Here is a 26,586-nt window from a genome sequence, read left to right as displayed (position 1 = left end):
AAAACTCCCGAAAGGGAGTTTTTTACTTTTGATAAGCAGTATGATTAAAACTGCTTATTTTATACGCTTTCGTATAATAGTCGATATTTGTATCCACTGTTTCTACTTTGACAACATCGTAGCAATCTTCTTGCTTTACTAAAAATAAATAGTACTCTTCTGTCGCCTCAACAATTGCAATTTTATCTGTTTCAACATTATATTGTTCACAAAGCGCTTGTAATGCGTTCACATAATCCCCTAATTTTTTAGACTTATCCATGCCAAATATCGTTTGAACTAACATACACTCTCTCCCCTTTGTATGTACTGTTAACAGTTTAATGATAACGCTTACATTTATTAACGTCAATAAAAAAATTTGGCGTAAACTAATAATCAGTGGGATAGCCCCCCACTGATTAAAGTTTCACTTTATCATTTCGTCAATTGATGTCTAAACGCATAAATAACCGCCTGTGTCCGGTCACTGACATTTAGCTTATTTAAAATATTACTCACATGTGTCTTTACTGTTTTGAGGGCAATAAACAATTCATCTGCAATCTCTTGATTACTTTTCCCCTCTGCAATTAATAACAAAATTTCAGACTCTCTTTCTGTTAACTCCTCGTGCAAAGGTTGTTCTTTCTTCTGACGCATACGAGACATCATTTTACCAGTAACTTTTGGCTCTAATACCGTTTCTCCATCATAAGTAGCTCGTACAGCGTCTGCTATATCACTTGCTCTTGATGTTTTTAATAAATAACTTGTCGCTCCAGCCTCAATAACAGGGTACAATTTCTCATCATCTAAAAAGCTCGTTACAACTACAATTTTCGCTTCTGGCCATTCCTGAATAATAGCACGTGTTGCTTCAACCCCATCCATCTCGTCCATGACAAGATCCATCAAAATAATATCTGGTCTTAATTGCAGTGCTAACTCTGAACCTTTTCTTCCATTTTCAGCTTCTCCAACTACTTCGATATCTGGCTGCGTTGATAAATATGCTGATACACCCATTCGAACCATTTCATGATCATCAACAAGTAACACTTTTATCATGATTCTCCCCCTCTCTCAATCATAATCGGTACTTTTACTTCTATTTGCGTCCCTTTAGCCGGGAAACTAAGTACTTTTAATGTCCCACCAATTTCATGAACACGCTCTTGCATTGATCTTAAACCATATGAACCAGCCTTATTCACTCCGACTTCAAATCCAACGCCATCATCAATAATTTTTAGAATTGCATATTGATCAATTTTCCGAAGACGTACTTCCGTTTTCTTCGCTTTCGCATGTCGTAAAGTATTGGATAAAGCTTCTTGCACAATACGAAATAAATGATCTTCTACACCTTTTTTCAATTCTATTGGCTCGATTAGCCATTCAATTTTCATATGTTGCTTTCGCGATAATTCCGTCAATAATTCCTCTATACCTTGTGTCAGTTTCTTACCTTCTAATTGTACAGGCCGTAAATGAAGAAGCAATGCTCTCATTTCTGATTGCGCATTTACAACCATATTTTCAACGAGCTGCAACTGCTTGTTTGTCGTTTCTGGAATTTCAGCTACTTGTTCATTAATAGCCGACATCATCATCGACATTGCAAAAAGCTGCTGACTTACAGAATCATGCAGCTCCCTCGCCAATCGATGCCTTTCTTGGGATATCGCTTCTTGTCTCATCTCTTCATTCCAATGAGCTCGTTCATTCGTTACTTTTTGAAAGAGTCCAGCTTGCTCCTCTAATCGACGAGCAAGACCGATTACTTTTCGTTCTACTTCATGAAATTCATCATCTGCAGTAAACGAAACATCGCTCGGAAAATTCCCTCGCTCCACTTCAAATAGAAAAGTATTTAATCCTTGTATACGCTGCTCTATATAGTAACCGATTGCATACCCTACAATTCCCCCGATAAGTAAACTTGTAGTCATAATAAACAAGCCAATTGGAACAGAAGCGATGGATTCCTTCCATAATAAATCATACACTTGTTGCTCGCTTTTCCATACATATACAATTGTACAAATGAGTGCGATACTAACAGAAGACAACATAGAATAACGAATATACATCCACGAAATATTTTTTTGTTTCTTCATTATACTTTCCTCACTTCCGTATCGCCTACGACAAGCGAAGAAATAATTTTAATACGACGAGGAGCTTCTTTATACTGCTCTGTTCTAAATGTAACATTACGATTAAATCCTGTCTCTTCATGTCCTGGCAGGAGCACACGTCCGACAATAACAGAATGATTTAAAGACAGCTCAATATCATATGGCACGTATAAACGAATATTACCAACGATACCTCGGATAACAATTACCGTTTCTCCTTCTGGAATCATAGCAGTTGTTAAATCTATTTCCACATCACAAGCACCATATTGAACATTAATATCCTCAAGTTCATAAATATGATCCATCATTCGCACATTACCTACAAACATGTTTTTTAAATATGGTTCTGTACGATAAATTTGCTTCTCTTCATCTATATATCCTTTTTCTTTAATTTCAACCTTCATTGCTTTTTTCTGATGTCCTTGTTGAATCAATTGATAACCAATTAAAGCTAAACAAGCAAAGACGACAAGAACAAATGCTGCTGATGAAAATAAGAAGAATAAAAATACGATACCACCAACAAATAAAAAGACATTTCCCCTTACATAACGATTCTTCTTACGATAATGCCTTCCAAACATAAGCATAATAAATGCAAAAATGAGACCACCTGGTTCAAAATGTCCAAGTATCATATCAAGAAAAAGACCGAATCCAAATATGATGAGGAGCATCCCCATTAATTGTGTTTTTGAAAATTGTTTCTTCATTTCAGCTCCCCCCTTCTTGTTACATATACATAGAAGAAAAGGCATTGCTTTCCAACACCTTTTCTCCTATCACTATATCATAAGCCTGTTTTATAATATACTACTATTATTTTGTTAACTCTTTCGTTAACGATACATCATTCTTCTCTTTCATTTCACGCTCAAGCTTTGCAATCTTCATATCAAATGTGTCACGTTCATGCTCCTCATTTATACGAGATTCTAAGTCGCGAATATGATCTTCAATTTCTTCAAAGCGTAAGAACGGATTATTTTCATCCATTTTATGCATCGCTGTATTCATACGACGATTTGCATGTGCCATATTTTCACGTGCCATTAATTCCATACGTTTTGCGTGCATTTCTTTTAATTTATTTTTCATCTCAGCAAGACGACGCTCTAACTCATCAATTTGATCTACAACACCTGCATACATTTCTTCTAATCGAGTTACTTGCCCTTCATAATACGCTACTTCTTGTAACGCACGCTCATGTAGTTGTAATTCGCCTGCTTCTTGAGCGACGATCGCTTGCTTTGATCTTTTATTAACGAAATAACGTGCTTGCTCAAGCTCACGAGCGAAATTAGATTTTAATGTTTTATGGCGCTCAATTAACTTCTCAATTTTTGTTATTTCACGCTCACTATCGCGTAAATATTGGTTTAACATCGCGATTGGATTTTTTCTTTCTTTCTCATCTAACACATTATGAAAATCTGCTAAAATTGCATCGCGTACACGTCCGAATAAAGATTGTTTCATTATAATCTTCCTCTCTTCTACTTTATCAATTTGATTTGGTTTTTATTAATTTTTTATTAGTTTTTCATTAACTTGTTCCACTCATCTTCAAAGTTGCTATATGGTTTAGAACTTTCTGTTGCAGAATCAACAACTACATTTTTTTCTTTTTTCCACTCACGGTATCCGTAGTATAAAACTACTAATGCTGCGATACCGATTAATGCTGGGGAATGAGAAAGGGCGATGGACAAGCCGATCAAACCAACAATACCCCAAGCTAACTTTCCAAAAAATGATTGTGCTCGCACAAATGATTTATAGCTCCAGTACACAACTCCTGCTCCAATTGCGAATCCTATAATACCAGCAAGACTGCCAAGAGCAATTAAAGCTAAAATACCAGCCGCGATAAACGCTAGAAATTGTTTCATCTTGTGCTTGCCTCCCTTCGATTTGATACTCTTATCTTAACTATTTTTTCACTTTTCCATAACGAGCTTAAGAACCGTTTTCGACTCAGACTTAAGACTGAGTTGCATTCAGCCTTTTGTAAAAATATGCGGTAGGATAGGATGATTCACTCTTTTATCGCAAAAAAAAGCCGTACAGAGAACATTCTCTGTACGGCTTTCGTTATTATTCATAAACTTCATTTTAAATTATGCTGTTTTGTGATACTCTTTCTTTCCCGCTACTTTAGAAAACTTCGGGAAACCAATTAATATAGAAATAATTCCACATACTCCAACTAAAATCGGATAAAACGCATATGGTAACAATTCAATCGGAGATAACGCCGCAAATCCTGCTGCCGTTAACATTTGCGCACCATACGGAATTAATCCTTGCACACAGCATGAGAAAAGATCTAATACACTCGCTGATTTACGAGGATCAATTTCATATTGATCTGCAATGTTTTTCGCAAGCGGACCTGTAAAGATAATAGAAATCGTATTATTTGCTGTACACATATTCGTCATACTCACTAAGCCAGCGATACCGAACTCTGCTCCTTTTTTTGAACGAATGTTACGCGTTAAAATATTCATTAAATATTGAATGCCACCATTATATTGAATCAGTTCGACCATACCGCCAATTAAAATAGCAAGTAATACTAACTCCATCATACCGCCCATTCCAGCCGTTACACTTTTAAAGAAACTCTCTAATGTGTAACTCCCATCTAAAAGACCGATAACGCCAGATAGTACAGTTCCACCAGTTAACACAATAAGTACATTCCAACCAAGTAATGCTGTAATAAGTACTCCTGCATACGGTAAAATCTTTATCCAGTCAAAGCTATGCGCTTTAATCTGCGTGTCGCTTCCTAAAGTAACGATTACTAATAGTACAATTGTAATAATAGCTGCTGGTAATACAATTAAAAAGTTCGTTTTAAACTTATCTTTCATTTCCGTTCCTTGTGAACGTACAGCTGCGATTGTTGTATCTGAAATAAATGATAAATTATCACCAAACATCGCCCCGCCAACAACAGTAGCCATCGTAAGTGCAATTGAGATATCAGTTTGTCCACTAATACCTACAGCAATTGGTGCTAATGCAGCAATTGTTCCCATTGAAGTTCCCATTGCTAATGAAATAAATGCCCCTATAACAAAAATTCCAGCTACGATAAATCCTTGCGGTAAAATGGATAACGCTAAGTTAACTGTAGAATCAACGCCACCCATCCCTTTTGCCGTTTCAGAAAACGCTCCTGCCAGTACAAAAATTAAAACCATAATCATAATATCCGGGTTCCCTGCACCTTTAGCGAATCGTTCTACTTTTACATTAAAACTTTCTTTACGATTCATTGCTAAAGCGACTCCTACAGCAATTGAAATTGCTACAAGTATCGGCAATTTATAGAAATCACCTGTAATAATTCCAGAACCAATAAATAGCGCCAAAAATATCCCAAGTGGTAATAAAGCCAAACCATTTCCTCTCGTTTCTTTCAAAGTACCATCTCTCCCTAGTTTCAACCTTTTTCTAATGAATAACAAAAGACCTCTTCCAATGAGAAGAGGTCTTATACATCTATAAGGAACGCTCTTCTCATCTTTCAAGCACAATGCTTGCTGGATTTGGCACAGCACTCTGAAATCGAGTCCGCTGCCGAGGCATCGTAGGGCCAGTCCCTCCGCCTCTCTTTATAAGAAGGTTTCATATTTATTTTTTAATAATAATTTCTCCCCTAACTTTACTCGCTTACAAAACAAAAGTCAATTATTTTTTGTATAGATTTTTTTGGTAATTATACAAAAATTTGAATACAACAATCATTTTAACTTTTTGATTTCTTCTTCCAATATTGAAATCCAATAAAATTCGCTATTTTTTATTGCATCTATTATCCATTTCGTAGTGTACCAAGCTAACTCATACTCTTCTTTTGTAACATCGCCACTTTTATAAGCATCCTCTAGCTCATCTTCATCCAATATATACATTTTACCGTTCGGTAATAACACTACATCTAAATATAAATCATCAAAATACGGTAAACCACGTTCATCTATTTCATATTCTTTCGCCACATCGATATAATATTGCACTAATTTTTTCTGATCATCTAACATAGCTGTAATCGCAAAATTTTTCCCGTCTATGAAATATTGAATCCACGTATATTGATTCCCTGCGATACAAAGTTCTTTACCATCATATTCTTTACAACTAGGTTCTCTTACCTTTTTTATTTCTAATATTCCTAGCATTCCTTCTTCCACTTGCTTAACCACATAATCCTTCTCTATTAGTCGCTTCCACGAAGAACCGTCACCATATTTACGTTTCATTACGTCCGCTCCCCTTCTATATAGAAAAGCCCCCACATATTATGTGAGAGCTTGTTCAAATTATAATTAAGCTGCTTGACCTTTTTCAGAAATCTCTTTCAAATAAGCTTGTCCTTTTTCAGCGTCATACTGACCTTCCCACTTAGACATAACTACAGCTGCTAAAGAGTTACCTACAACGTTAACTGCTGTACGAGCCATATCTAAAATACGGTCAATACCAGCGATAAAGGCTAAACCTTCAGCTGGAATACCTACTGTACCAAGTGTCGCTAATAATACAACGAATGATACGCCCGGTACACCCGCAATACCTTTTGATGTAACCATTAATACGAGTAATAATGTAATTTGTTGTGTAATGGATAAATCAATACCGTACATTTGCGCTAAGAAAATAGCTGCAATTGCTTGATATAAAGTTGATCCATCTAAGTTAAATGAATAACCTGTCGGAATAACGAAAGATGTAATTGCCTTCGGACAACCGAACTTCTCCATTTTCTCCATGATTTTCGGTAAAACTGTTTCTGAACTTGCTGTAGAGTATGCTAAGATCAGTTCGTCTTTTAAAATCTTAAAGAATTGGAAAATGTTAATTCCAAATATTTTCGCTGTAAGTCCTAGTATGACTACAACGAAGAAAATCATCGCACCATATACAACTATGACTAATTTCCCTAATGGAATTAATGAAGATAAACCAAACGTCGAAACTGTTACACCAATTAATGCGAATACACCAAACGGTGCAAATTTCATAACTTGGTTAGTCACGTAAAACATCGCATCTGCTACACCTTGGAAAAATTGCAGAACCGGTCTTCCTCTTTCACCAATCGCCGCAACTCCTAAACCAAATAGTACAGAGAAGAAGATAATCGCAAGCATATCGCCCTCAACCAATGATTTCATAATATTCGTTGGAACGATATTCACAAATGTATCTGCAAACGAATGACTTTGTACTTGAGCTGTTGTTTCTGCATATTTAGAAATATCAGTCTTTGTTAATTGATCCATATTCACGCCTTTTCCTGGTTGGAAAATATTCGCTACCAGTAGACCAACAACAATTGCAATTGTTGTAATAATTTCAAAATAAAGAATTGTTTTCCCGCCTAATCGGCCTAGTTTTTTAACATCGCCAACACCAGCAACTCCAACAACAATACTTGCTACAACAATCGGCACAACGATCATTTTAATTAATCGGATAAAAATATCACCAATTGGTTTTAGGTACCCTACAACTGTGCTATCGCCATAAAAAATTGCCCCCACCGCGATACCTAGGGCAAGTCCAATTAAAATTTGCCATGCAAGTCCTATTCTTTTCATATTTGTTGTAACCCCCTCTTCGATGTGTCACTCTACCTCTCATTCTATATCTATAAAACTTGAAATTAAGAGTATTACATATTATTCGACAATTCACTACATTTTGTCCCTGTTAAAAATCATAAATCAAAAAATTAAATCTGACAACAAAATAACTTTTCCTGAACACAAATAATTTTCTTGACAAAAATAAAACCCATGTCAGAAAACCTAACATGAGAACGATTCCTCACTAGTATTTTAGTGGGTTTTCAACTTGATTTTCACTATATAAAATCACGATTGTTTCCCTTTATTTTACAGATAAAATCTAGAATACAGCTTTGTTGCACAAACTAAAAAAATAAAATCACCATTACAAATACTGTTGAAAAATGATAAATTCCGACAAAACTTAGCAATTTTATAAAATTTTCTTTACATTATGGTTACAACGATAGACACCCTTCTTCTTATGATATATAACATTCATAGGGAAAGGAGCCAGACAACCATGAAAAAGAAATTTGCAGCGTTCAGTGTTTTAGCAGCAGGAACGATTTTTGTTTCTCCGTTTCTTTCACCCGCATACGCTGAAACGAATCAAGATAAATTATCTAATATTCAATCTGAATTAGAAGGAAAACAAAATGACTTACAAAATAAATCAGCCGAGAAAGAACAAATAGAAAAGGAAATTCAAGAATTACAAAAGAAAATCGACGACCTAACTACTTCTATTAATAAAAACGAAGCTGAATTAAACGATACAAAAAAAGAAATTAGTAAAACACAACAAGTAATCGCTGAAAAAAAGAAACATATAGAGCAATTACAAACAAACATAGATACGCGTCAGGAAGTTATTAAGCAACGTTTACAATCTATGCAAGAAAAACCTCGTACAAATATCATTACAGAGGTATTAACAAATTCTACAAATATTGCTGATCTTGTTGATAATATGTACTCTGTAAGTTTAATTTTAAACAACGATACAGATATTGTGAAAAAGCAAACAACTGACCAAAATGCTGTAGCAACTGAAAAAGAGGCTGTTGAGAAAAAAGAGCAACAATTAAAAGAATCCGAGCAAAAATTAGAACAAAAACAGCAAGAATTACAAAATAACCAACAACAGCAGCAAAGCTTTATTAGCGATCTACATACGAAAGTAGCAAAAGTAGATTCAGAGATTGAAGGATTAGAAGAATCCAAAGGTATTTTAGAAAACCAGCGTCAAGCTGTTCAAAAAGCAATTGAAGAAGAAAAGCGTGCCGAAGAGGCTCGTAAAGCTGAGGAAGCTCGCAAGGCAGAAGAAGCTCGTAAACAAGCTACTACATCTGCTCAAACAGCTCAAGCAGCTCCAACACCACACGATACAAATATTGGCGGGTTTATTAAGCCGGCAGCTGGATCAAAAACTTCTGGGTTTGGCGTGCGCTCTATAGATAACCATAAGGGAATCGATATCGCAGCTTCAGGAACCGTTCCAATTATTGCCGCTGCTGATGGCGTTGTTATCCGCTCGGAATTATCATCTAGTTACGGAAACGTTGTGTACTTATCTCACCGTATAAACGGAAAAACATATACGACAGTATATGCTCATATGAGTAGCCGTTCTGTATCAAATGGACAAACCGTAAAACAAGGCACTCAACTTGGATTTATGGGGAACACTGGCCAATCATATGGACAACATTTACACTTCGAACTTCACCTTGGAGAATGGAATGTCGGCAAGACAAATGCAGTTGATCCATCTCCTTATATCGGATTATAAAAAAACTCGGTGCATACCGAGTTTTTTTATTTCCACTTCACACACTATAGGCATTCCACATAGACTACAACTACATGCCTATATTTTATGAGGTGAATCATATGAATACACAATTACAACAAGAAATAGAAGAAGCTAGAGAAACTTACATTGGCCGAATATTTACATTTGGCGGCTCAGCATTATTTTTAATCGGATCATTTATCGCAGTCGTCACAGCCTATAAAGCGTATAATCGTTTATTAAATACACCTACTACATAATAAAACGACGGAGATTTCTCCGTCGTTTTATTATGCAAACATTTTAAATACGCCTATCGCATTTAAAAATACAATAATTACAGTTACTGGAATAACATAACGAAGCAAGAAGAACCAAATATTAAATAATGTTTTCCCTTTCGTTTCCGTAACTTCTAATTCTTTCATTAACATCTCTTTACTCATTTTATTTGGTACGAATAGCGAAATGGCTAGTACTCCGAGCGGCAGTAATACATTACTTACCGAAAAATCGACGAAATCAAAGAATGTCTTACCAAATATTTTCACATCACTCATAATTCCAAACGATAATGCTGACGGGATTCCAACTGCAAAAATAAGAATACCAATTAATAATGATGCTGACGGACGCTTCTTCTCATTACCTTTCGCAACAGATGCTACTACAATTTCAAGCATTGAAATTGCTGATGTTAAAGTCGCAAAGAAGAATAAAATTAAAAACATAACAAAGAAAAATTGTCCAAATGGTATTTTTGCAAATACTGCCGGAAGGACGATAAACAGTAATCCTGGCCCTTCAGTCGGCTTAACGCCTAATGCGAAAATCGCTGGGAAAATTGCTAATCCTGCAAGTACTGTAACAAAAACAGTTAAACTTACAATAGATGTTGCTGATTTCGCTAAATGTTCTTCTTTCTTCAAGTACGAACTATACGTGACCATTACTGAGGCACCTACTGTTAGTGAGAAGAACGATTGTCCCATCGCGTATAAAATCGTATCTGCTGTCAGCTTTGAGAAATCTGGTTTTAAGAAGAACTCTACCCCAGCCATAGCACCATCAAGTGTTAACGCACGAATAATGATAGCAATAAATAAAATGAATAATAGCGGCATCATATACTTACTTGCTTTTTCTATTCCTTTCTCGACACCTTTACTTACAACAAAAATAGTGCAAAGCATGAAGATAAATTGCGCTCCAATCGCGCTTACTGGATTTGAAATCGTTTCACCAAACAATTTCCCGTAATCAACAACACCATTCCAGAAGCTTCCTGTAATACTATAGTATAAATACAGTAAAATCCATCCACCTACAACACTATAAAAAGAGAGTACACTAAAACAAGTTACAACTCCCATACGACCAATCCAAGGATATACTTTACTATTTGGTACTAGTACTTTATAAGCTGTAACCGCCTCTTTTTGAGTGCTACGTCCAATAACAAACTCCGCTAATAGTAAAGGCATACCTATAAATAAAGTTAATAGTAAAAATACAAGGAAGAATGCGCCTCCCCCACCATTACCTGCAACATATGGAAATTTCCATATGGCACCAAGACCTACTGCGGCTCCGGCTGCTGCGAGTACAAAGCCTATTTTCGACGTCCATTGCTGTGTTTCTTTCATCATAAATTCTCCTTTTCTGAATATTAAAACTTTTATTAATTATACACTTTCATTTCATACTCGCACACCTCCTTTAGAAAATAAAAAAGTCCCCTACACGCAAATATGCATGTAGAGGACGATATATGTAATGTAAATACCGTGGTACCACCTCAATTGGATTGATAAATCCCACTTGTTCAAGTACAGGAAAACTCCGATACTCTATCCTTTTAACGGCGGAACCCGGGTTGCCTACTACAATGTTCAACATACCTCTCGCAAGCCCATTCTGTATATTTTATCGTACCGGGCTCCCACCTTACCCCAGCTCTCTGAACGTATCAAATATACATACTCTTCTTGCTCATCGATTTCATTTATTGAAGTTACTTGTGATTATAAATTATATTTTTATAGTTGTAAAGTACAATTTATTCATTATCCTATATGAACTCTTCTCTCTAATTCTTGTAAAAACAATTCTCTTTTTTGTTCATTTTGAACATATATCGACTTTAATACTTCTTGCAACAATGTATTTCTCTCTCTTTTCTCTATTTGTAATTCTTTCACTTTTATTCTAACTTCGTATAAAAAATCAAGATACGATTCATACGCCTCATCATATTTATTTGCGATATCATCACGGATTTTTTTTGCCAGTTTCGGACTTGCTCCTCCAGTAGAAACAGCCACATTCAGTAATCCACGATGAATCGCCGCCGGAAAATGAACATTGCCACTTTCCGGGTTCGTAATAACATTTACTAATTGATTCTCTGTGCTATCTTCAGCAATTTGTTCATTTAATACGGCATCACTACTCGCTGCAACAACTAAAAAAGCACCTTGAATATCATTTTTTTCATACTCCCTTTGATACCAACGAATTTGCTTTTCTTCCACTAGTTTCACTAAATTCGCATCCAATTCAGGACTTATCACAATTATATCCGCACCTTGTTTTAGTAAAGGAATAATTTTAAATCCCGCGACTTTCCCTCCACCAATGACAACAACACGTTTCTTCTCAACTCGCACTGTAAGTGGATACATATTGATCTCCCTTCAATAATTTCTTCGTTTTCTGAATTAACATATATTGAAACGCTTTATTCTTTCCTAAATACGGACTTATTTTTATCTCATCCAACTCATATTGGCGCACTTCTTTTTCAATATGTTTCATAAGTAAACCTGTAAATAATAAGTAAGGAAGTACAACGATATTTTTTTCTTTTCGTTCAACAACTTCCTTTAACTTCTCCTCAAATTTCGGCTCGGCAGCCGCTAAATAACAAACCTCTACTTTTTTAATTTTCTCTTCATGTTGAAATAAAGAAGCGATCCAGTTTATATCTCTTAATACTTCAGGATCACTACTCCCTCTTGCAACGAGAAGTAGCGTCACTTCATTCTTATCTTCCTGTTCAATGCCACTTCCGCTATACACCGATTTCACAAGTGTTTCTGATACACCAAACGGGTTACCGTAGGTCACTTTAACATTCGAAAATTGATTATTTAACTTTTCCAATTCAAACGGTATATCTTTTTTCACATGACCTGCCGCTAATAAAAAAACTGGAATAACAATAATCTCTGTAGCACCACGCTTCACACATGTATGGAACCCTTCATCAATCGTTGGACTCGCTAACTCTAAAAAACAAACTTCTTGAATACTTGCCTCTACACGGTTCATGCATGACGTAATAAATGCAACCGCTTCTTCTTTAGCTGCTTTCAAACGACTTCCATGGCATATATATAAGATGGCTTTCATTTTATAACACTCCGCTTACTTGATAGGTACTTTCTGTCTGTTTCTCAAACCAATGGATTTTCCCTCTAAAACGGACCACTTCTCCAATTACAATCATGCTTGGATTTTGAATTTGTTCTTTTTTTGCAACATCCACAATTGTTCCTAACGTCCCAACAACTGTGCGCTGCATTGATGTCGTTCCCCGCTCAATAATAGCAGCAGGTGTACTTTTGTCTTTTCCATGCTTCATCAGTTGTTCACATATGTAGGGTAAATTGCTAACCCCCATATATACAGCTAAAGTCTCTACACCTTTCGCTAAATTTTCCCACTTCACTTCTTCTTCAGCACCTTCTTTCCTATGCCCTGTCACAATAGCAAAACTCGCACTTGCATCACGATGTGTCACTGGAATGCCAGCATAAGCAGGAGCAGCTATTCCAGCTGAAATACCAGGAACGATTTCAAATGGTACCCCTTGCTTTGCTAACGCTTCAGCTTCTTCCCCTCCTCTACCAAATACAAATGGATCCCCGCCCTTTAGCCTCGTTACAACTTTTCCCTTTTTCGCATATTTAATAAGAAACGTGTTAATCGTCTCTTGCTTCATCGTGTGATAATTTGGTAGTTTTCCGCAATAAATTAAATCCGCTTCAGGCTTTGCATGGGAAAGCAACTCTTTATTCACGAGACGGTCGTATAAAATAACGTCTGCCTTCTCAATACATTTCAACCCTTTCACAGTAATTAAATCTGGATCACCAGGACCTGCACCAACGATATAAACCTTCCCCATCATCTCTCCTCATTTCTACTATTAAAGTGAAACTTCCATCCTTATATACGAATGGAAGTTTTCATTATTTCGTATTACCTTTTCCCTACTCATGAATAACAAATGCCGCACCTTTTCGAATCTTCTTTTTTTCAAACAGGGAAATCTCCTTTACTTCTGGTAACGGTAAAAAATGCTTTTCAAGCTCTATCTCCGCGAGCTTAAATGCCTGTTCTTCACTTTGAGCAACGACAACAATCGGAACAATACTATTTACTAACACAGCTTCAAATCGATATAAATCCATATTGTCCCTCCTAAGACGCTATTACTTCTTCTAACACGGTATTTAACGCTATTTGTAATGTCTCTATACCAACACGACCGACAAAATCATAAAACGTTTCAGCTGGTAATTTATTCTCTTTGAAATAACTTATAAATGATGCAAGTACTTCAGGTAGATCCTCGCCATCTATTTTCCCTTTTAACTTTTGATTGTAAGCACCGCCATCTAACAACGTTCCACCTACGTATATTTCAAATGCTTCAACAATTCCTTTTTCCTTCGTTTTCATTTTCACCCCTTGTAATCCAATGTCAGCAATTTGACGTTGTCCACATGAATTCGGGCATCCTACCATATGAATACGAACTGGAACATCGAGTGCAATTTGTGTATCTAAGTACTCTGCGATTTTGCGTAATCTTTCTTTCGTTTCTACTAAAGCAAGATTGCAATATTCAATACCGGTACAGGAAACCGCATGACCAATAAATGATTTCGGACTTGCTGATATCGCTTCAAACAACGGCTCATTTAGTAAACCTGTTACATTTCCTGGCGGAACATTCGGAATAATGAAGTTTTGCGAATTACATGTACGAATCTGTCCATTTCCATACTGCTTAGCAATTCTTGCAATCTCAAACATTTCTTCTGCATGTAGACGTCCTACCGGCACATTAAAACCTACATATTTTAGTCCATCTTGTTTTTGATCTTGAACACCATAAAAGTATCCCGCATTCCATCCTTTGAGAGCACTTTCTCCTTTACTTTGCAAAGGTCCTATATACTCTATTAGTTTCTCTTTAAATTTCTCTGCTCCCCAGTCTGCAACTAGAAATTTCAAACGAGCTAAATGACGTTTTTCACGGTATCCAAAATCACGGAATATCGTAGCAATAGCAATCGCTACCCCCTTCACTTCTTCTGGTAAAACGAATACATCTAATTCATCAGCTAAATATGGACGAGCTGATAATCCACCACCTACTTTTATATGAAAACCAACTTTTTTCTCACCATCTATTTCTTTCGTAGCAGGTGTAAATGCAACACAGTTAATCTCTGCGTTTGCTGAGTTATAAATGTTAGAACTAATAGACATTTTAAATTTACGTGGTAAGTTAGAAAACTCTTCATTATGTTGGAAATAGTCATATACCTCTTTCACAATACCAGTTGTATCAAACAGTTCATTTGCATCAATACCAGCAAGTGGATTCCCTGTAATATTACGCGTTATATCACCACAAGCCCCAGCTGAAGATAACCCAACTCTTGCTAATCTTTTAAAAATATCTGGAATTTGATGAATTTCTAACCAATGAAACTGAATCGCCTGCCTTGTCGTAATATCTATTACGTCACGCCCATAATCTTCAGCGATAGAAGCAAGCACTTCTGCCTGCGCGTTCGTAATAATCCCTGATGGAATATTTACACGCATCATAAAATAACCAGCTTCTTTCGGACGTTGTAAATACAACCCTGCCCATTTGAATGCGTCCCACTCTTCTTTCGGAATAGATTCGAATCCATTCTCCGCATAGTAAGGAATATCATTAAAAATTTCCAATCCATCTTTTTTTAATTTATTTTTCTCAGTCTGATTTAATTTTTCATTGTTAGCCCATACTTTTTCATAACTCATTTTTTAATCCCCCTATATAAAACTACGCTCTTGTAAGTACTTCACGATTTGTTCTGCACATTCTTCAATAGAATACTTGTGCGTTTCTACAATTAACTCTGCTTTCTCTGGCTCCTCATACGGTGAATCAACACCAGTAAACTCTTTAATATCACCTTGTCTTGCCTTTTTGTATAACCCTTTTGGATCACGTTTTTCACACTCTTCAATTGGACATTTTACAAACACTTCTATAAACTCATCTGCCGCTAATAGATCTCTAACTTGTTTTCGGTCTACTCGAAACGGTGAAATAAACGCTGTAAGAACAACAGTACCTTGATCTACAAATAGCTTCGCCACTTCACCAATCCGTCTTATATTTTCCATACGATCACTTTCAGAAAAACCTAAGTCTTTATTTAAACCGTGGCGTACATTATCTCCATCTAGTACATAGTTTCCAATATTCTTTTCAAATAGTTTACGAGCAACCGCGTTCGCCACCGTAGATTTACCTGAAGCTGATAGACCAGTAAACCAAACTACAAAACTATGATGCCCATTTCTTACTCTTCTCTCATCTTTTGAAACAGATGCTGTATGCCAAGTAATATTCGTATCCATGTCATTCTCTCCCTATTCGGTTACTACTTCTTTTTTCAAACCTTTAATTAGCACTTCCACTACTTCTTTACGACTAAATGTACTCGGCGGAACCTCACCGTTTCTTAATAGTTCTCTTACTTTCGTACCTGATAAAATGACATGATCCTCTTTTCCGTGTGGGCATGTTTTCGTCGAAGCCATCGCTTCACATTTCGTGCAGTAAAAACTATGTTCAAAAAATAACGGTGTAATCCCTAACTCTTCCACTGTAAAGTTTGTAAAAATTTCTTGTGCTTCATAAGTCCCGTAATAATCTCCTACTCCTGCATGATCGCGCCCTACGATAAAGTGGGTGCATCCAAAATTCTTTCTGACTAATGCATGGAATATCGCTTCCCTCGGTCCTGCGTAACGCATTGCTGCAGGAAATACACCTAAAAAGACACGATCTTTCGGATAATAGTTTTGAAGTAATACTTCATAGCTTTCCATCCTTACATCAGCAGGAATATCGTCCGACTTCGTTTCCCCAACGAGCGGATTTAAAAAGAGACCATCTACAATTTCAAGGGCAGATTTTTGAATGTATTCATGGGCACGATGTACCGGATTTCTCGTTTGAAATCCAACCACTGTTTTCCAACCACGCTTTTTAAATTCTTCTCTCGTTTCAATTGGATCTAAATGATAAGAAGGAAACGGATTATTTTCAAAGCGTTTTGTAAGAATAATAGCTCCCCCGACATAAACGTTCGGTCGTTCATATAATTTTTTCACTCCTGGATGAGCCTCATCCGTCGTTTTATACACAAGTAACGCTTCTTTTTCCTTGTCAGGCACAAAAATATCTTCTATTTGAATGACACCATATACATTTTCAGCGTTAACAAGTTTTACTTCCTCTCCAGCTTTCAGACTCTCTGCTACTTCTTCTGTTACCGGTAATGTAATCGGTATACTCCATACGCTCCCGTTTGCTAAGCGAAGCGTTTCTACGACCGAATCATAATCTTTCTTTCCTAAAAAACCAATAAGCGGGCTATATCCCCCTGTCGCTAATAGCTCTAAATCACTTAACGCAATGTTGTCTAGTTGAATTTCTTTTTCAATTTGTGATACGTCGTATGTCTCGTCTATACGGTTTACTAATTCGTTTCTTATACTCATTTTCTATACCCTCTCTTAGCTTTATTTTCAAATTCACCTTATTGGTAATGAAGACCACATTCTGTTTTCACTTTCCCAGACCATCTACCATCTCTCGAATCGCCACCCTCACCTACAGGTAACGTACACTTCTCACAACCAATACTTGGATATCCAATATCATGCAGTGGGTTATACGGCAAGCTATGTTTGTATACATATCGCCACACTTCTTTCCACGTCCAATGAATGAGTGGACAAACTTTAATCGATTGAAAACGATGATCTTTATTTATAAACTTTGTATGCTTACGTGTTTCTGATTGTTCCCTCCTTAAGCCAGAAATCCACGCTTTTTCCGCTGCTAATGATTTTTCTAACGGTAAAATTTTTCTAATTTTACAACAAAGGTTCGGATTACTTTCCCATAATTTCTCACCATTTAACTTCGCTTGTTCATCAAGCGTAAGTTCCGGCTGTTTTTCTATAATATTTAATGTAGGAAATCGTTCCCGCACTTTTTGAATTAATTCATACGTTTCTCGAAAATGAACATTTGTATCTAAAAATACAACTTTAGCAGATGGATTTACTTGGTTTATAAGATGCAGTAATACCATCCCTTCCACTCCGAAGCTACATGCGTATACAATTTCACTTTTATATTCTTTATAAGCCCAACTTAATACTGATAGCGCGCCTTTCGTTTCATCTTCTTCTGAAAATGAAACATTATTTTCTTCCCACGTTTCATACGTCAACATGTTCTTTCCCCCTGTAAAAGCAAAAAGACGGTTTTAACCTAATATAATAGGTTAAAACCGCCTCTAGTTTTTCTAGTCAGCGCTTTTTACTTTAAACGTACCTTTTCACTTTTCTCTAATTGAATGACTTTCCCATCTTGCACAACAATTGTAATTGAACCATATTTCATATCAGCAAGCATCGCTTGAATTTTCTCAGATACTTCCTCAAAATGTTCCCGTACACTCACGCGAACAGCCCCCCTTTTTATTCATAAAAAAAATCTTTCCCATTTCGAAAAGACTGTTCGGTAATATATTTTACCTTATCTTTCAAAATGGATTCCATTTTGCTGGATTTAGCACCTTGCTTTCTATAAGCAGGTTGCCGAGCTTCTTCGGGCCAGTTCCCTCCGCTTCTCTTGATAAGCTTTGTATTTGTATTTTATCACAATTCTGATTTTTTTCAATCCTAGTTTTCCGATATATTTTAATTATTTTATTTTACAAAAAAGGAATTGCCCATCCGAACAACTCCTTTTCTCTATTTAAACAAGTTCTTTAATACGTATGCGATCGTTCCCAATAATATTTTCATATGTTTCGCGTTCTACAACAATTTGTGATGTGCCGCCTTTCGCGAAGACGACAGCTGGTCTACGAATCCGATTATAATTATTCGCCATCGAGTACCCGTATGCCCCTGTACAAGAAATTGCTAGTAAATCGGCAGAAGCAACTTTCGGTAGAGTAATATCCCAAATTAACATATCTCCACTCTCACAGCACTTCCCAGCAATCGAAACAAGTTCCTCATTCTCATCATTCCCTCGATTCGCTAACATCGCTTCATAACGAGCGTTATATAAAGCAGGTCTTAAATTATCAGTCATCCCACCATCCACTGATACATATTTCCGAATACCAGGAATGTCTTTCACAGATCCGACTGTATAAATTGTCGTTCCAGCATCCCCTACAATACTACGGCCTGGTTCAACCCATATTTCTGGCAGGGGATAATTACATACTGTAAATTGTTCCCTCACAGCACTTGTTACAGCTCGCACATATGTCTCAAGAGTTAATGGTGTATCTGACTCTGTGTAGCGTATTCCGAATCCTCCGCCTACATTTAGCACTTTTACTACATAGTTTGTTCGCTCTCTCACTTGTTCTAAAAATTGACGAAGAACTTCAATCGCTCGCACAAAGCCGGCCGTTTCAAATATTTGTGATCCGATATGTGAATGAATTCCTAACACATTATAATTTGATTTTTGTAAAGCAATCTCAATCACTTGCATCGCTTGACCATTTGACACGCCAAATCCAAATTTCGAATCATCTTGGCCTGTTGTAATATATTCATGTGTGTGCGCCTCTACTCCGGGCGTTACACGAATTAATATGTTCACAAATTTCCCATGTTGCACTGCTAAATCATGCAAAATTTCTAATTCCAAGAAATTATCTACGACAAAACAACCAATATTCGCCTGAAGAGCCATCACAATTTCTTCTTCTGTTTTATTATTGCCGTGAAAATGAATGCGTGATGCCGGAAATCCTGCTTGCAGCGCAGTATATAATTCTCCTCCAGAAACAACATCTAATGACATATTCTCTTCACGAGCCACTCGGCACATCTCCATGCACAAGAACGCCTTGCTTGCATATGCTACTTGATAAGAGAAACCACTTTCTTTAAACGCACGATGAAACGCGCGACACTTTCCTCGAATTGACTCTTCATCGTATACATAAAGTGGTGTTCCGTATTGTTTTGCTAGCTGCGTCGTATCGCACCCTCCAATTTCTAAGTGTCCTTGCCCATTGATTCGGCTTGTGCCGTGTAAATACATTTGAATTCCTCCCTTATTTCCTCTAAAACTCATAACCCCAATCTTCTATTCATTGCAGCACGCTTTTAGATAGACAAAAAACGCGCGGAACAATGTTCACACGCGTTTCTTATTAGGAAAAATATATATTGAAAAAATAAACGAGTTGTTATCTCCTCAAAATAAGAAACCGCATCAACATCTCCAAATAGCTCTCCATAAAATAAATATTATGACAGTACTACATTTATTCAATGCAGTCCCAATATATGAATAAGATGGTTATTCGTATATTTCGGCAATAGTCCCTTTCAACCTATGATCACAGATTCCATTAAATCTCCCATAGCTTACTCTTTCCTATCGCGGCCTCTACCTTTGAGAGTAGATGAGGTAAGTCTATTTAATTTTCAAACATCTAATTGTTGCTATTAACAATACCAAAGGACCATTTTATTTGTCAAACAATTTTTTATATTGTTTTTTTACAGTTTAATTTCGTATCATTTGGTAAGCGCTTTACTGAAATCTTTGACACTTCCCATTCCCCTTCTTCATTATTAAATGTAATCGTTACCTTCTCAAATGGTGGAGCAATTTTCCCAGCAACTCGTTCATACTTCGTTACTTCAATACTTGCTTGAAATAAATATGTACCGCTATACACTTTTTTTAAACTAATAATTTTAGGACATTGATAAGGCTTCAAGCTCCCATATTGTTTTTCAATTGCTTTATTTATTTTCGGAAATAAAACAGAATAAAGGGCATCTTCCATAAGAGGTGCATCATATTGGGCTACCGACACACTCGGTGAAGCAAAAAGTATAACACTACTGCATACTATAAAATATAATAATTTTCGCATTATAACCTCCGTATTATTACACGATTCTTTCTGCGCACGATAATTATCATACATAGAAACTCCGTTTTATTGTCTCCCACTGCCCTTTTTCTACTCAATTATTATAAAAAAGTCCACAACTCTCTTTTATTTTCGTATAATGATACTCATAGTATAATAAACATAATAACAAAGGACTGTTCGTATATATAAAATGAGGCGCTAATCAAACCGGCTCACAAGAACTGTCATGCTTTTTAGGAGAGGAGTATATTATGCTACAACATCTGTTTCCAAAACTGCGATTTGCACTCGTTGCAGTCGTTTTATTATGGATAAAAACATATATTGTGTACAAGCTAGCATTTGATATTAAAATTGATAACTTCTTTGAAGAATTTATGCTTTTTATTAATCCACTAGCTGCGTTACTTTTATTTTTCGGTTTTGCTTTACTTGCATCTAAACACCGAAACCGCATTATAGTTGGAATCAGTTTTATACTGTCCTTTATTTTATTTGGAAATGCAATGTTTTATGGGTTTTATAACGATTTCGTTACGTTCCCAGTTTTATTTCAAACAAATAATATGGCTGATTTAGGGACAAGTATAAAAGAACTCTTTACGTACAAAACATTACTTTTATTTGCAGATGCAATTATTTTAATGTTTCTTTCACGTAAATTCCCAGCATTTTGCGACAAGACGCCACTTTCTCGCTCTGAGAAGCGAACTTTCTTTAGCGGTGTAACAGCTCTATTAGCATTACAAATTGTCGTTTCAGTTATTTATAAGCCACAAATGTTCTCACGCTCATTTGATCGTCAAACTGTCGTGAAAAATTTAGGTTTATACACATATCATCTATTTGATATTACACTTCAATCTAAATCTTCGGCTGAACGTGTATTTGCAAGTGGTGACGGGTTCTCTGAAATTAAAAACTATACAGACTCAAAAGATAAGCAAGTTGATAAAAACTTATTTGGAGCTGCAAAAGGTAAAAATGTAATTTTGATTTCAATGGAATCTACACAAAGTTTTGTTATTAATAAAAAAATAAATGGAAAAGAAATCACTCCATTTTTAAATGAATTTATTAAAGATAGTTTTTATTTCGATAACTTCTATCATCAAACGGGACAAGGTAAAACTTCTGATGCTGAATTTATCGTTGAAAATTCACTTTATCCGCTAGACCGCGGTTCTGTATTCTTTACTCACGCAACAAATGAATATACAGCTACACCAGAACAATTAAAAAAATACGGATATTCTTCTGCTGTCTTCCATTCAAACGATAAAACGTTTTGGAATCGTGATGTAATGTATCCTGCACTTGGATATGATCGTTACTTTAATTTAAATGATTACGTAGGCACAGAACAAATGTCTGTCGGTTGGGGATTAAAAGATAAAGGGTTCTTTGAACAATCAATTCCAAAGCTAAAATCTTTACCACAACCGTTCTATACAAAATTTATTACTTTAACAAATCATTTTCCATTTCTTCTAAATCCAGAAGATCAATATGTTGATGAGTTTAATTCGGAAAGTGGTGTTGTAAACCGCTACTTCCCAACCGTTCGTTACACGGATGAAGCTCTTAAACTATTTATTAAACAATTAAAAGAGGAAGGACTGTATGATAATTCCGTTATTGTCATTTATGGAGATCATTACGGTATTTCTGAAAACCATAATGCAGCTATGGCTCAGTTCCTTGGGAAAGACGCTATTACACCGTTTGATTCTATGCAATTACAACGCGTCCCTCTCATTATTCATGTACCTGGTCAAGAAGGAAAAGTCATTTCTAAAGTATCTGGTCAAATTGATATTAAACCGACGCTACTTCATTTACTTGGTATTAAAACAAATCAATCAGTTGAATTTGGGACTGACCTATTTATTAAAGAAGAAGATCCACTTATGGTAATGCGTGATGGTAGCTTCGTTTCGGAAAACTATGTTTATACAAAAAACATGTGCTATAAACGAAATACAGGTGAAGAAGCGGACATTTCATTATGTCAACCAAATATTGAAAAAGCAAAAACTGAATTGAAACTCTCCGACAAACTCATTTATGGAGACTTATTACGTTTCGACCCTAACAATCGTTATAAAACCGGAACAATGACAACGAAATTTGAATAGCGCCAGAAGCAACTTTTATAAAAGTTGCTTCTTTTTTTACTTATTTTTCAAATCATTTCGCTATGAAATCTTTCACAAATTGGGAATTTTTTTCGTATGAGGAAGAAATTTATGGTATGATAAAATAAGTAAAATTTCATAAACTAATTAAGAATTTATTACAGAAAGCAAGGGATCAGATTTTGTATAGAGCAGCTATTCCAAACTTATTTACGCTCGGAAATTTATATAGTGGATTCTTGTCAATCGGCTATGCATCTTTAGGATATTATAAATCAGCTGCTATTTTAGTACTTATCGGGATGATGTTAGATAGTCTTGATGGGCGTGTTGCTCGTTTATTACGTGTTGATTCACAAATGGGAAAAGAGCTTGACTCGCTGGCGGATGTCGTAACATTTGGTGCAGCACCTGCTGTTCTCATGTATTACACATCTTTCTCCAATTACGGAATCATCGGACTATACATAGCGGGACTATTCCCTCTTTTCGGAGCATACCGTTTAGCAAGATTTAATGTAACACCATCTTCTACTTCAATGAAATATTTCACTGGGGTACCGATTACAGCAGCGGGAGGGCTTGTTGCTTTCTTAACATTATTTTCACATACCATTCCCAAAATCGTTCTTATTACAGTATTTGTAACGTTCGCATTTTTAATGGTGAGCCGCATTCGTATCCCAAGTTTAAAAGATGTACCAATTCCACGATATAGCATCATTATTACACTATTTCTAGTCGGAATCATTATAACAATGTACCAAACAGGGTTCGGTAATTTTTCTGTTTTCTTATTCATTGCTATTCCACTATATATTTTGTATATGCTATCTCAATTTCTTAGACAAAGACCATCTAAAAGAGCAAATAAAGAAAAATAAGAAACCTTCCGATTCCGGAAGGTTTCTTTTTATTTTGTAACTACTACTTTTTGATTTACAGGTGTTACAGGCTCTTCACCGTTTAATACGGCTAAAATATTTCTTACTGCCATTTCAGCCATCGCATCACGAGTTTCGAATGTTGCATTTCCTACGTGAGGAGCAAGTACTACATTCTTTAACCCTTTTAACTCTTCTGTAATTTTCGGTTCAAATTCAAACACGTCAAGAGCTGCTCCTTCAATTTCATTCGTTTTTAATGCATGAGCAAGTGCCGCTTCATTCATAATTGGTCCACGTGAAGCATTTACAATATACGCTGTTTTCTTCATCATTTTAAACTGTTCATCATCAATCATATGATGCAATTTCGGATTATAAGCACAGTTAATTGTAATAAAGTCTGCTGTTTGTAATAATTCTTCCAATGTTACATATGTTGCTTCCAGTTCACTTTCAGCTTCAGGCTTTCGATTTGGTCCTGTATATAAAACATTCATTCCAAACGCTTTCGCACGCTTTGCAACTGCCTTTCCGATTTCTCCAAGGCCAATAATTCCAATTGTTTTACCATGTACTTCACGGCCTAAGAAAAATAATGGTGCCCATCCATTAAATCCAGTTGTACGACATAATGTATCGCCTTCAGGAATTCTACGTGCAGCTGCTAAAAGAAGTGCAAATGTTAATTCTGCTGTCGCTTCAGTTGATACTTTCGGTGTATTCGTTACCGCAATCCCTTTTTCTCCGGCATACGAGTAATCAATATTATCGTAACCAGCACCGTAGTTTGCAACAATCTTCAAATTAGGTGCCGCATCAATAACTTCTTTTGTCACCTTTGTAGAAAGTAGACTTAACAATGCATCTTTATCTTTTACACGATCTGTTAATTCATCTAAAGAAATTAACGCATCTTTATCGTACATTTCTACATCATGATCCTTTAATAGTTCTAATCCGATTGCTGGAATTTTCCCTGCTACTAATATTTTTGCCACTACTAACACCTCTTCTATAAAAAATAAGATATCTCTTATCTTTCATTGTAAGAAATCCACCTATAAAAACCAAGGAATTTGATCATAGTTTTGAAAATCGACATTTTTTACCCATAAGAAAAGAGGAGATTCATCTCTCCCCTTTTCTTACGCTTTCTCTTGCGATTCTTGTCCAAGCTTTGCATCGATCGTTCCTTCTGCAACTGTATCGCTAATTTGTTCCTCAATAACTGATTGAGATGTAGCATTCGTTTCAGAAGTATAAGCTTGTTGCTGTGCATCTTGTACATTTTGTTTATTTTGTTGTTTCGCCATTTCTTACCCTCCTTTTTATTCTTTCTTATTTTGAACAAAAAGGGTGGTTTTCATCAAAAAATCGTGATCATTTTGAAATTGTTACTTCTTCTTCCAGTAATCTCATCGTTCTTACTCGTTTCGTAAATGTAGCTACGTGAGAAATATCATGATTACGTAACATCTTTATATTCTCTGCCACATATTTTCCTAAATCATTCGGATAATGAGCATCTGAGGAGAGAGTAACCGGAACGCCATGCTTAGCTAGTACTTGTAAATATAGCGGACTCGGACACATTTCGCGCACAGGATAGCGATAGTACAATCCCGCGTTTATTTCCGTTGCCGTATTTGTTTCTACTAACGCACGCGCAATTTCCTTATAATAAGAAAGTTGTTCATTTTCATCTAACCGATAATTAAATACTTTTATGTTATCAAGATGAGCTATAATATCAAATAAATTAGAGCGAACTGCACACTCAACCGTTTTGAAAAACGTATCATATAAAGCATATAAGTCATGTTCCTTAAAATATTCTTTCGTATCTGGATTATCAAATCCCCATCCATTTAAAAAATGAACAGAGCCAATTACATAATCAAAATCTCCTAATGCGAGTAAAGATTGTAATTCTTGTTCACCACCAATAAAATAATCCGCTTCAATTCCAAGTTTTAGCGTCACGCCTCGTTTACTCCATCGTTCTTTCGCCTCTTCAATTGCCTTTGTAAAATCATGCAGTGACGTTACCCTCACTTGGTCTAACCATCCCTTCTGTAAACGACCAAGCCCTGAATCACTTATATCGACATATCTTTCATAGTATTCTTTCGCTTCATAAAAACGGTATAAATGATCGACAATACCAACTTCTTTTATACCTTTTCGCAAAGCTTCTTCTAAATATAAATCAATCCATTTCGTTGTAAATGGCCCTTCTTTCACACGTCTTTGCAGGCGTTCTTGTGTTTTCACAAGCCATTCCATAGAATGTTTTTCTTCTTTAAGTGGTTCATAATGTTGTAACACTTCATTTATTTTAGCTAGCCATCCTATTGAATATGGCCCTTCTTCTAAATGAATGTGATAATCCACCTTCATCTACATTTCCCCCTTATAACGTATCTATTTCACTTCTGTCCCCTACTCGCGAAAGCTTCCCATTTCTTTCTGTCACTTCCTCCATAACATCTTCTAATGATATATTTTTTTCAGCTAATAAAACAAAGCAGTGATACAATACATCAACCATTTCTTTCACTAATTCTTCTTTGTCATTATTTTTAGATGCGATAATTACTTCCGTGCATTCTTCACCAATTTTCTTTAAAATTTTATCTTCTCCTTTTGAAAATAAATAATTTGTATACGATTCAGGAAGTGGATTTCCCTTTCGTTCTTCAATTGTTTCAAATAGTAATTTAAAGGCATTTTCCATATG

Annotated in this window: 29 protein-coding genes, 3 riboswitches and 1 other annotated feature; of the genes, 4 read left to right on the top strand and 25 right to left on the bottom strand. The window is 35.9% G+C overall.

The features are described 5' to 3' along the window. Nucleotides 1-22: 22 nt before the first annotated feature. From DN392_RS20020 to gltP, 9 genes are all read right to left on the bottom strand, one after another. Nucleotides 23-361 carry a DUF3922 domain-containing protein gene (locus DN392_RS20020; RefSeq protein WP_164085695.1) on the bottom strand — a complete coding sequence of 113 codons (339 nt, stop codon included), beginning with the start codon at nt 359-361 and terminating at the stop codon, nt 23-25. A gap of 56 nt (nt 362-417) precedes the next feature. After that, nucleotides 418-1,050 (bottom strand): response regulator, encoded by a 633-nt coding sequence (locus DN392_RS20015; protein WP_000598709.1) that lies wholly within the window; start codon nt 1,048-1,050, stop codon nt 418-420. Continuing rightward, the gene (locus tag DN392_RS20010) at nt 1,047-2,102 is read right to left on the bottom strand and encodes a sensor histidine kinase (RefSeq protein WP_000744323.1); all 1,056 of its coding nucleotides are present in this window, start codon (nt 2,100-2,102) and stop codon (nt 1,047-1,049) included. Before DN392_RS20010 ends, DN392_RS20015 begins: the two co-directional genes overlap by 4 nt. Next, on the bottom strand, nt 2,102-2,842 hold the full coding sequence (liaF, locus tag DN392_RS20005) for a cell wall-active antibiotics response protein LiaF (protein ID WP_000743885.1): 741 nt from the start codon (nt 2,840-2,842) through the stop codon (nt 2,102-2,104). Before liaF ends, DN392_RS20010 begins: the two co-directional genes overlap by 1 nt. A gap of 106 nt (nt 2,843-2,948) precedes the next feature. After that, nucleotides 2,949-3,611: a PspA/IM30 family protein gene (locus tag DN392_RS20000; RefSeq protein WP_000814132.1), complete on the bottom strand. Its 663-nt coding sequence runs from the start codon at nt 3,609-3,611 to the stop codon at nt 2,949-2,951. 56 nt (nt 3,612-3,667) lie between these two features. After that, nucleotides 3,668-4,024, bottom strand: coding sequence for a lmo0954 family membrane protein (locus tag DN392_RS19995; protein ID WP_000808635.1), 357 nt, complete (start codon nt 4,022-4,024; stop codon nt 3,668-3,670). 228 nt (nt 4,025-4,252) lie between these two features. Further along, nucleotides 4,253-5,569 carry a Na+/H+ antiporter NhaC family protein gene (locus DN392_RS19990; protein WP_000665482.1) on the bottom strand — a complete coding sequence of 439 codons (1,317 nt, stop codon included), beginning with the start codon at nt 5,567-5,569 and terminating at the stop codon, nt 4,253-4,255. Between the two features lie 94 nt (nt 5,570-5,663). Continuing rightward, nucleotides 5,664-5,770: riboswitch (SAM riboswitch) on the bottom strand. 120 nt (nt 5,771-5,890) lie between these two features. After that, nucleotides 5,891-6,409 (bottom strand): ribonuclease FAU-1 family protein, encoded by a 519-nt coding sequence (locus DN392_RS19985; protein WP_000824649.1) that lies wholly within the window; start codon nt 6,407-6,409, stop codon nt 5,891-5,893. A gap of 66 nt (nt 6,410-6,475) precedes the next feature. After that, nucleotides 6,476-7,750: a glutamate/aspartate:proton symporter GltP gene (gene gltP, locus DN392_RS19980; RefSeq protein ID WP_000821144.1), complete on the bottom strand. Its 1,275-nt coding sequence runs from the start codon at nt 7,748-7,750 to the stop codon at nt 6,476-6,478. A 493-nt stretch (nt 7,751-8,243) separates the two neighbouring features. Between gltP and DN392_RS19975 the strand changes: the two genes are divergently transcribed. Both DN392_RS19975 and DN392_RS30470 read left to right on the top strand, forming a co-directional pair. Further along, nucleotides 8,244-9,515, top strand: a complete 1,272-nt coding sequence (locus DN392_RS19975) for a murein hydrolase activator EnvC family protein (protein ID WP_048561375.1) — start codon at nt 8,244-8,246, stop codon at nt 9,513-9,515. 101 nt (nt 9,516-9,616) lie between these two features. Further along, on the top strand, nt 9,617-9,778 hold the full coding sequence (locus tag DN392_RS30470; RefSeq protein WP_179209979.1) for a hypothetical protein: 162 nt from the start codon (nt 9,617-9,619) through the stop codon (nt 9,776-9,778). A 30-nt stretch (nt 9,779-9,808) separates the two neighbouring features. Here the strand turns inward: DN392_RS30470 and DN392_RS19970 are convergent, their stop codons facing one another. From DN392_RS19970 to DN392_RS19915, 12 genes are all read right to left on the bottom strand, one after another. After that, the gene (locus DN392_RS19970) at nt 9,809-11,164 is read right to left on the bottom strand and encodes a sodium-dependent transporter (RefSeq protein ID WP_048561376.1); all 1,356 of its coding nucleotides are present in this window, start codon (nt 11,162-11,164) and stop codon (nt 9,809-9,811) included. 111 nt (nt 11,165-11,275) lie between these two features. Beyond that, nucleotides 11,276-11,523: a binding site (T-box leader), on the bottom strand. Between the two features lie 61 nt (nt 11,524-11,584). Beyond that, complete coding sequence (locus DN392_RS19965) at nt 11,585-12,202, bottom strand: NAD(P)-binding protein (protein ID WP_048561377.1); 618 nt, start codon at nt 12,200-12,202, stop codon at nt 11,585-11,587. Continuing rightward, a complete protein-coding gene (locus tag DN392_RS19960) occupies nt 12,177-12,932 on the bottom strand; it encodes a sirohydrochlorin chelatase (protein WP_048561378.1) in 756 nt (251 codons plus the stop codon). The genes DN392_RS19965 and DN392_RS19960 overlap by 26 nt, the downstream gene beginning before the upstream one ends. Nucleotide 12,933: 1 nt before the next feature. Further along, nucleotides 12,934-13,710 carry a uroporphyrinogen-III C-methyltransferase gene (gene cobA / locus DN392_RS19955; RefSeq protein WP_048561379.1) on the bottom strand — a complete coding sequence of 259 codons (777 nt, stop codon included), beginning with the start codon at nt 13,708-13,710 and terminating at the stop codon, nt 12,934-12,936. A gap of 85 nt (nt 13,711-13,795) precedes the next feature. Then, nucleotides 13,796-13,996: a DUF3906 family protein gene (locus DN392_RS19950; protein ID WP_000366913.1), complete on the bottom strand. Its 201-nt coding sequence runs from the start codon at nt 13,994-13,996 to the stop codon at nt 13,796-13,798. Between the two features lie 10 nt (nt 13,997-14,006). Then, nucleotides 14,007-15,629 carry a nitrite/sulfite reductase gene (locus DN392_RS19945; RefSeq protein WP_071742282.1) on the bottom strand — a complete coding sequence of 541 codons (1,623 nt, stop codon included), beginning with the start codon at nt 15,627-15,629 and terminating at the stop codon, nt 14,007-14,009. 12 nt (nt 15,630-15,641) lie between these two features. Then, a complete protein-coding gene (gene cysC, locus DN392_RS19940; RefSeq protein WP_048561381.1) occupies nt 15,642-16,235 on the bottom strand; it encodes an adenylyl-sulfate kinase in 594 nt (197 codons plus the stop codon). 12 nt (nt 16,236-16,247) lie between these two features. After that, the gene (gene sat, locus DN392_RS19935; RefSeq protein WP_048561382.1) at nt 16,248-17,384 is read right to left on the bottom strand and encodes a sulfate adenylyltransferase; all 1,137 of its coding nucleotides are present in this window, start codon (nt 17,382-17,384) and stop codon (nt 16,248-16,250) included. A 38-nt stretch (nt 17,385-17,422) separates the two neighbouring features. Then, complete coding sequence (locus DN392_RS19930) at nt 17,423-18,127, bottom strand: phosphoadenylyl-sulfate reductase (protein WP_088091291.1); 705 nt, start codon at nt 18,125-18,127, stop codon at nt 17,423-17,425. A gap of 86 nt (nt 18,128-18,213) precedes the next feature. Next, nucleotides 18,214-18,357: a YezD family protein gene (locus DN392_RS19925; RefSeq protein ID WP_000116163.1), complete on the bottom strand. Its 144-nt coding sequence runs from the start codon at nt 18,355-18,357 to the stop codon at nt 18,214-18,216. Between the two features lie 72 nt (nt 18,358-18,429). Next, nucleotides 18,430-18,538, bottom strand: a riboswitch (SAM riboswitch). 116 nt (nt 18,539-18,654) lie between these two features. Continuing rightward, nucleotides 18,655-19,971, bottom strand: a complete 1,317-nt coding sequence (gene lysA / locus DN392_RS19920) for a diaminopimelate decarboxylase (RefSeq protein WP_000280662.1) — start codon at nt 19,969-19,971, stop codon at nt 18,655-18,657. Nucleotides 19,972-20,151: 180 nt separating this feature from the next. Beyond that, nucleotides 20,152-20,333: riboswitch (Lysine riboswitch) on the bottom strand. An 89-nt stretch (nt 20,334-20,422) separates the two neighbouring features. After that, entirely contained in the window at nt 20,423-20,818 is a 396-nt protein-coding gene (locus tag DN392_RS19915) for a DUF3888 domain-containing protein (protein WP_001228833.1), read from the bottom strand. A 254-nt stretch (nt 20,819-21,072) separates the two neighbouring features. On the opposite strand from DN392_RS19915, the gene DN392_RS19910 reads away from it, so the two are divergent. Beyond that, nucleotides 21,073-22,959 carry an LTA synthase family protein gene (locus DN392_RS19910; RefSeq protein ID WP_000939068.1) on the top strand — a complete coding sequence of 629 codons (1,887 nt, stop codon included), beginning with the start codon at nt 21,073-21,075 and terminating at the stop codon, nt 22,957-22,959. A gap of 182 nt (nt 22,960-23,141) precedes the next feature. Continuing rightward, the gene (gene pssA, locus DN392_RS19905; protein ID WP_000285422.1) at nt 23,142-23,843 is read left to right on the top strand and encodes a CDP-diacylglycerol--serine O-phosphatidyltransferase; all 702 of its coding nucleotides are present in this window, start codon (nt 23,142-23,144) and stop codon (nt 23,841-23,843) included. 29 nt (nt 23,844-23,872) lie between these two features. On the opposite strand, the gene DN392_RS19900 is transcribed toward pssA, so the two are convergent. The 4 genes from DN392_RS19900 to hisI form a co-directional block, all read right to left on the bottom strand. Then, entirely contained in the window at nt 23,873-24,844 is a 972-nt protein-coding gene (locus DN392_RS19900) for an NAD(P)-dependent oxidoreductase (protein WP_001062817.1), read from the bottom strand. A 147-nt stretch (nt 24,845-24,991) separates the two neighbouring features. Continuing rightward, on the bottom strand, nt 24,992-25,159 hold the full coding sequence (locus DN392_RS19895) for a DUF4025 domain-containing protein (protein ID WP_001118875.1): 168 nt from the start codon (nt 25,157-25,159) through the stop codon (nt 24,992-24,994). A gap of 67 nt (nt 25,160-25,226) precedes the next feature. Then, nucleotides 25,227-26,246, bottom strand: a complete 1,020-nt coding sequence (locus DN392_RS19890; protein WP_000861828.1) for a histidinol phosphate phosphatase domain-containing protein — start codon at nt 26,244-26,246, stop codon at nt 25,227-25,229. A gap of 13 nt (nt 26,247-26,259) precedes the next feature. Beyond that, a complete protein-coding gene (gene hisI / locus DN392_RS19885) occupies nt 26,260-26,583 on the bottom strand; it encodes a phosphoribosyl-ATP pyrophosphatase (RefSeq protein WP_000426349.1) in 324 nt (107 codons plus the stop codon). Between the last annotated feature and the right edge of the window lie 3 nt (nt 26,584-26,586).

This window comes from Bacillus sp. BB51/4, assembly GCF_008368845.1.
In the GTDB taxonomy this organism is placed as follows: domain Bacteria; phylum Bacillota; class Bacilli; order Bacillales; family Bacillaceae_G; genus Bacillus_A; species Bacillus_A wiedmannii.
Note: the sequence above shows the minus strand (reverse complement) of the source record. Positions and strands in the feature narration are given on the sequence as shown.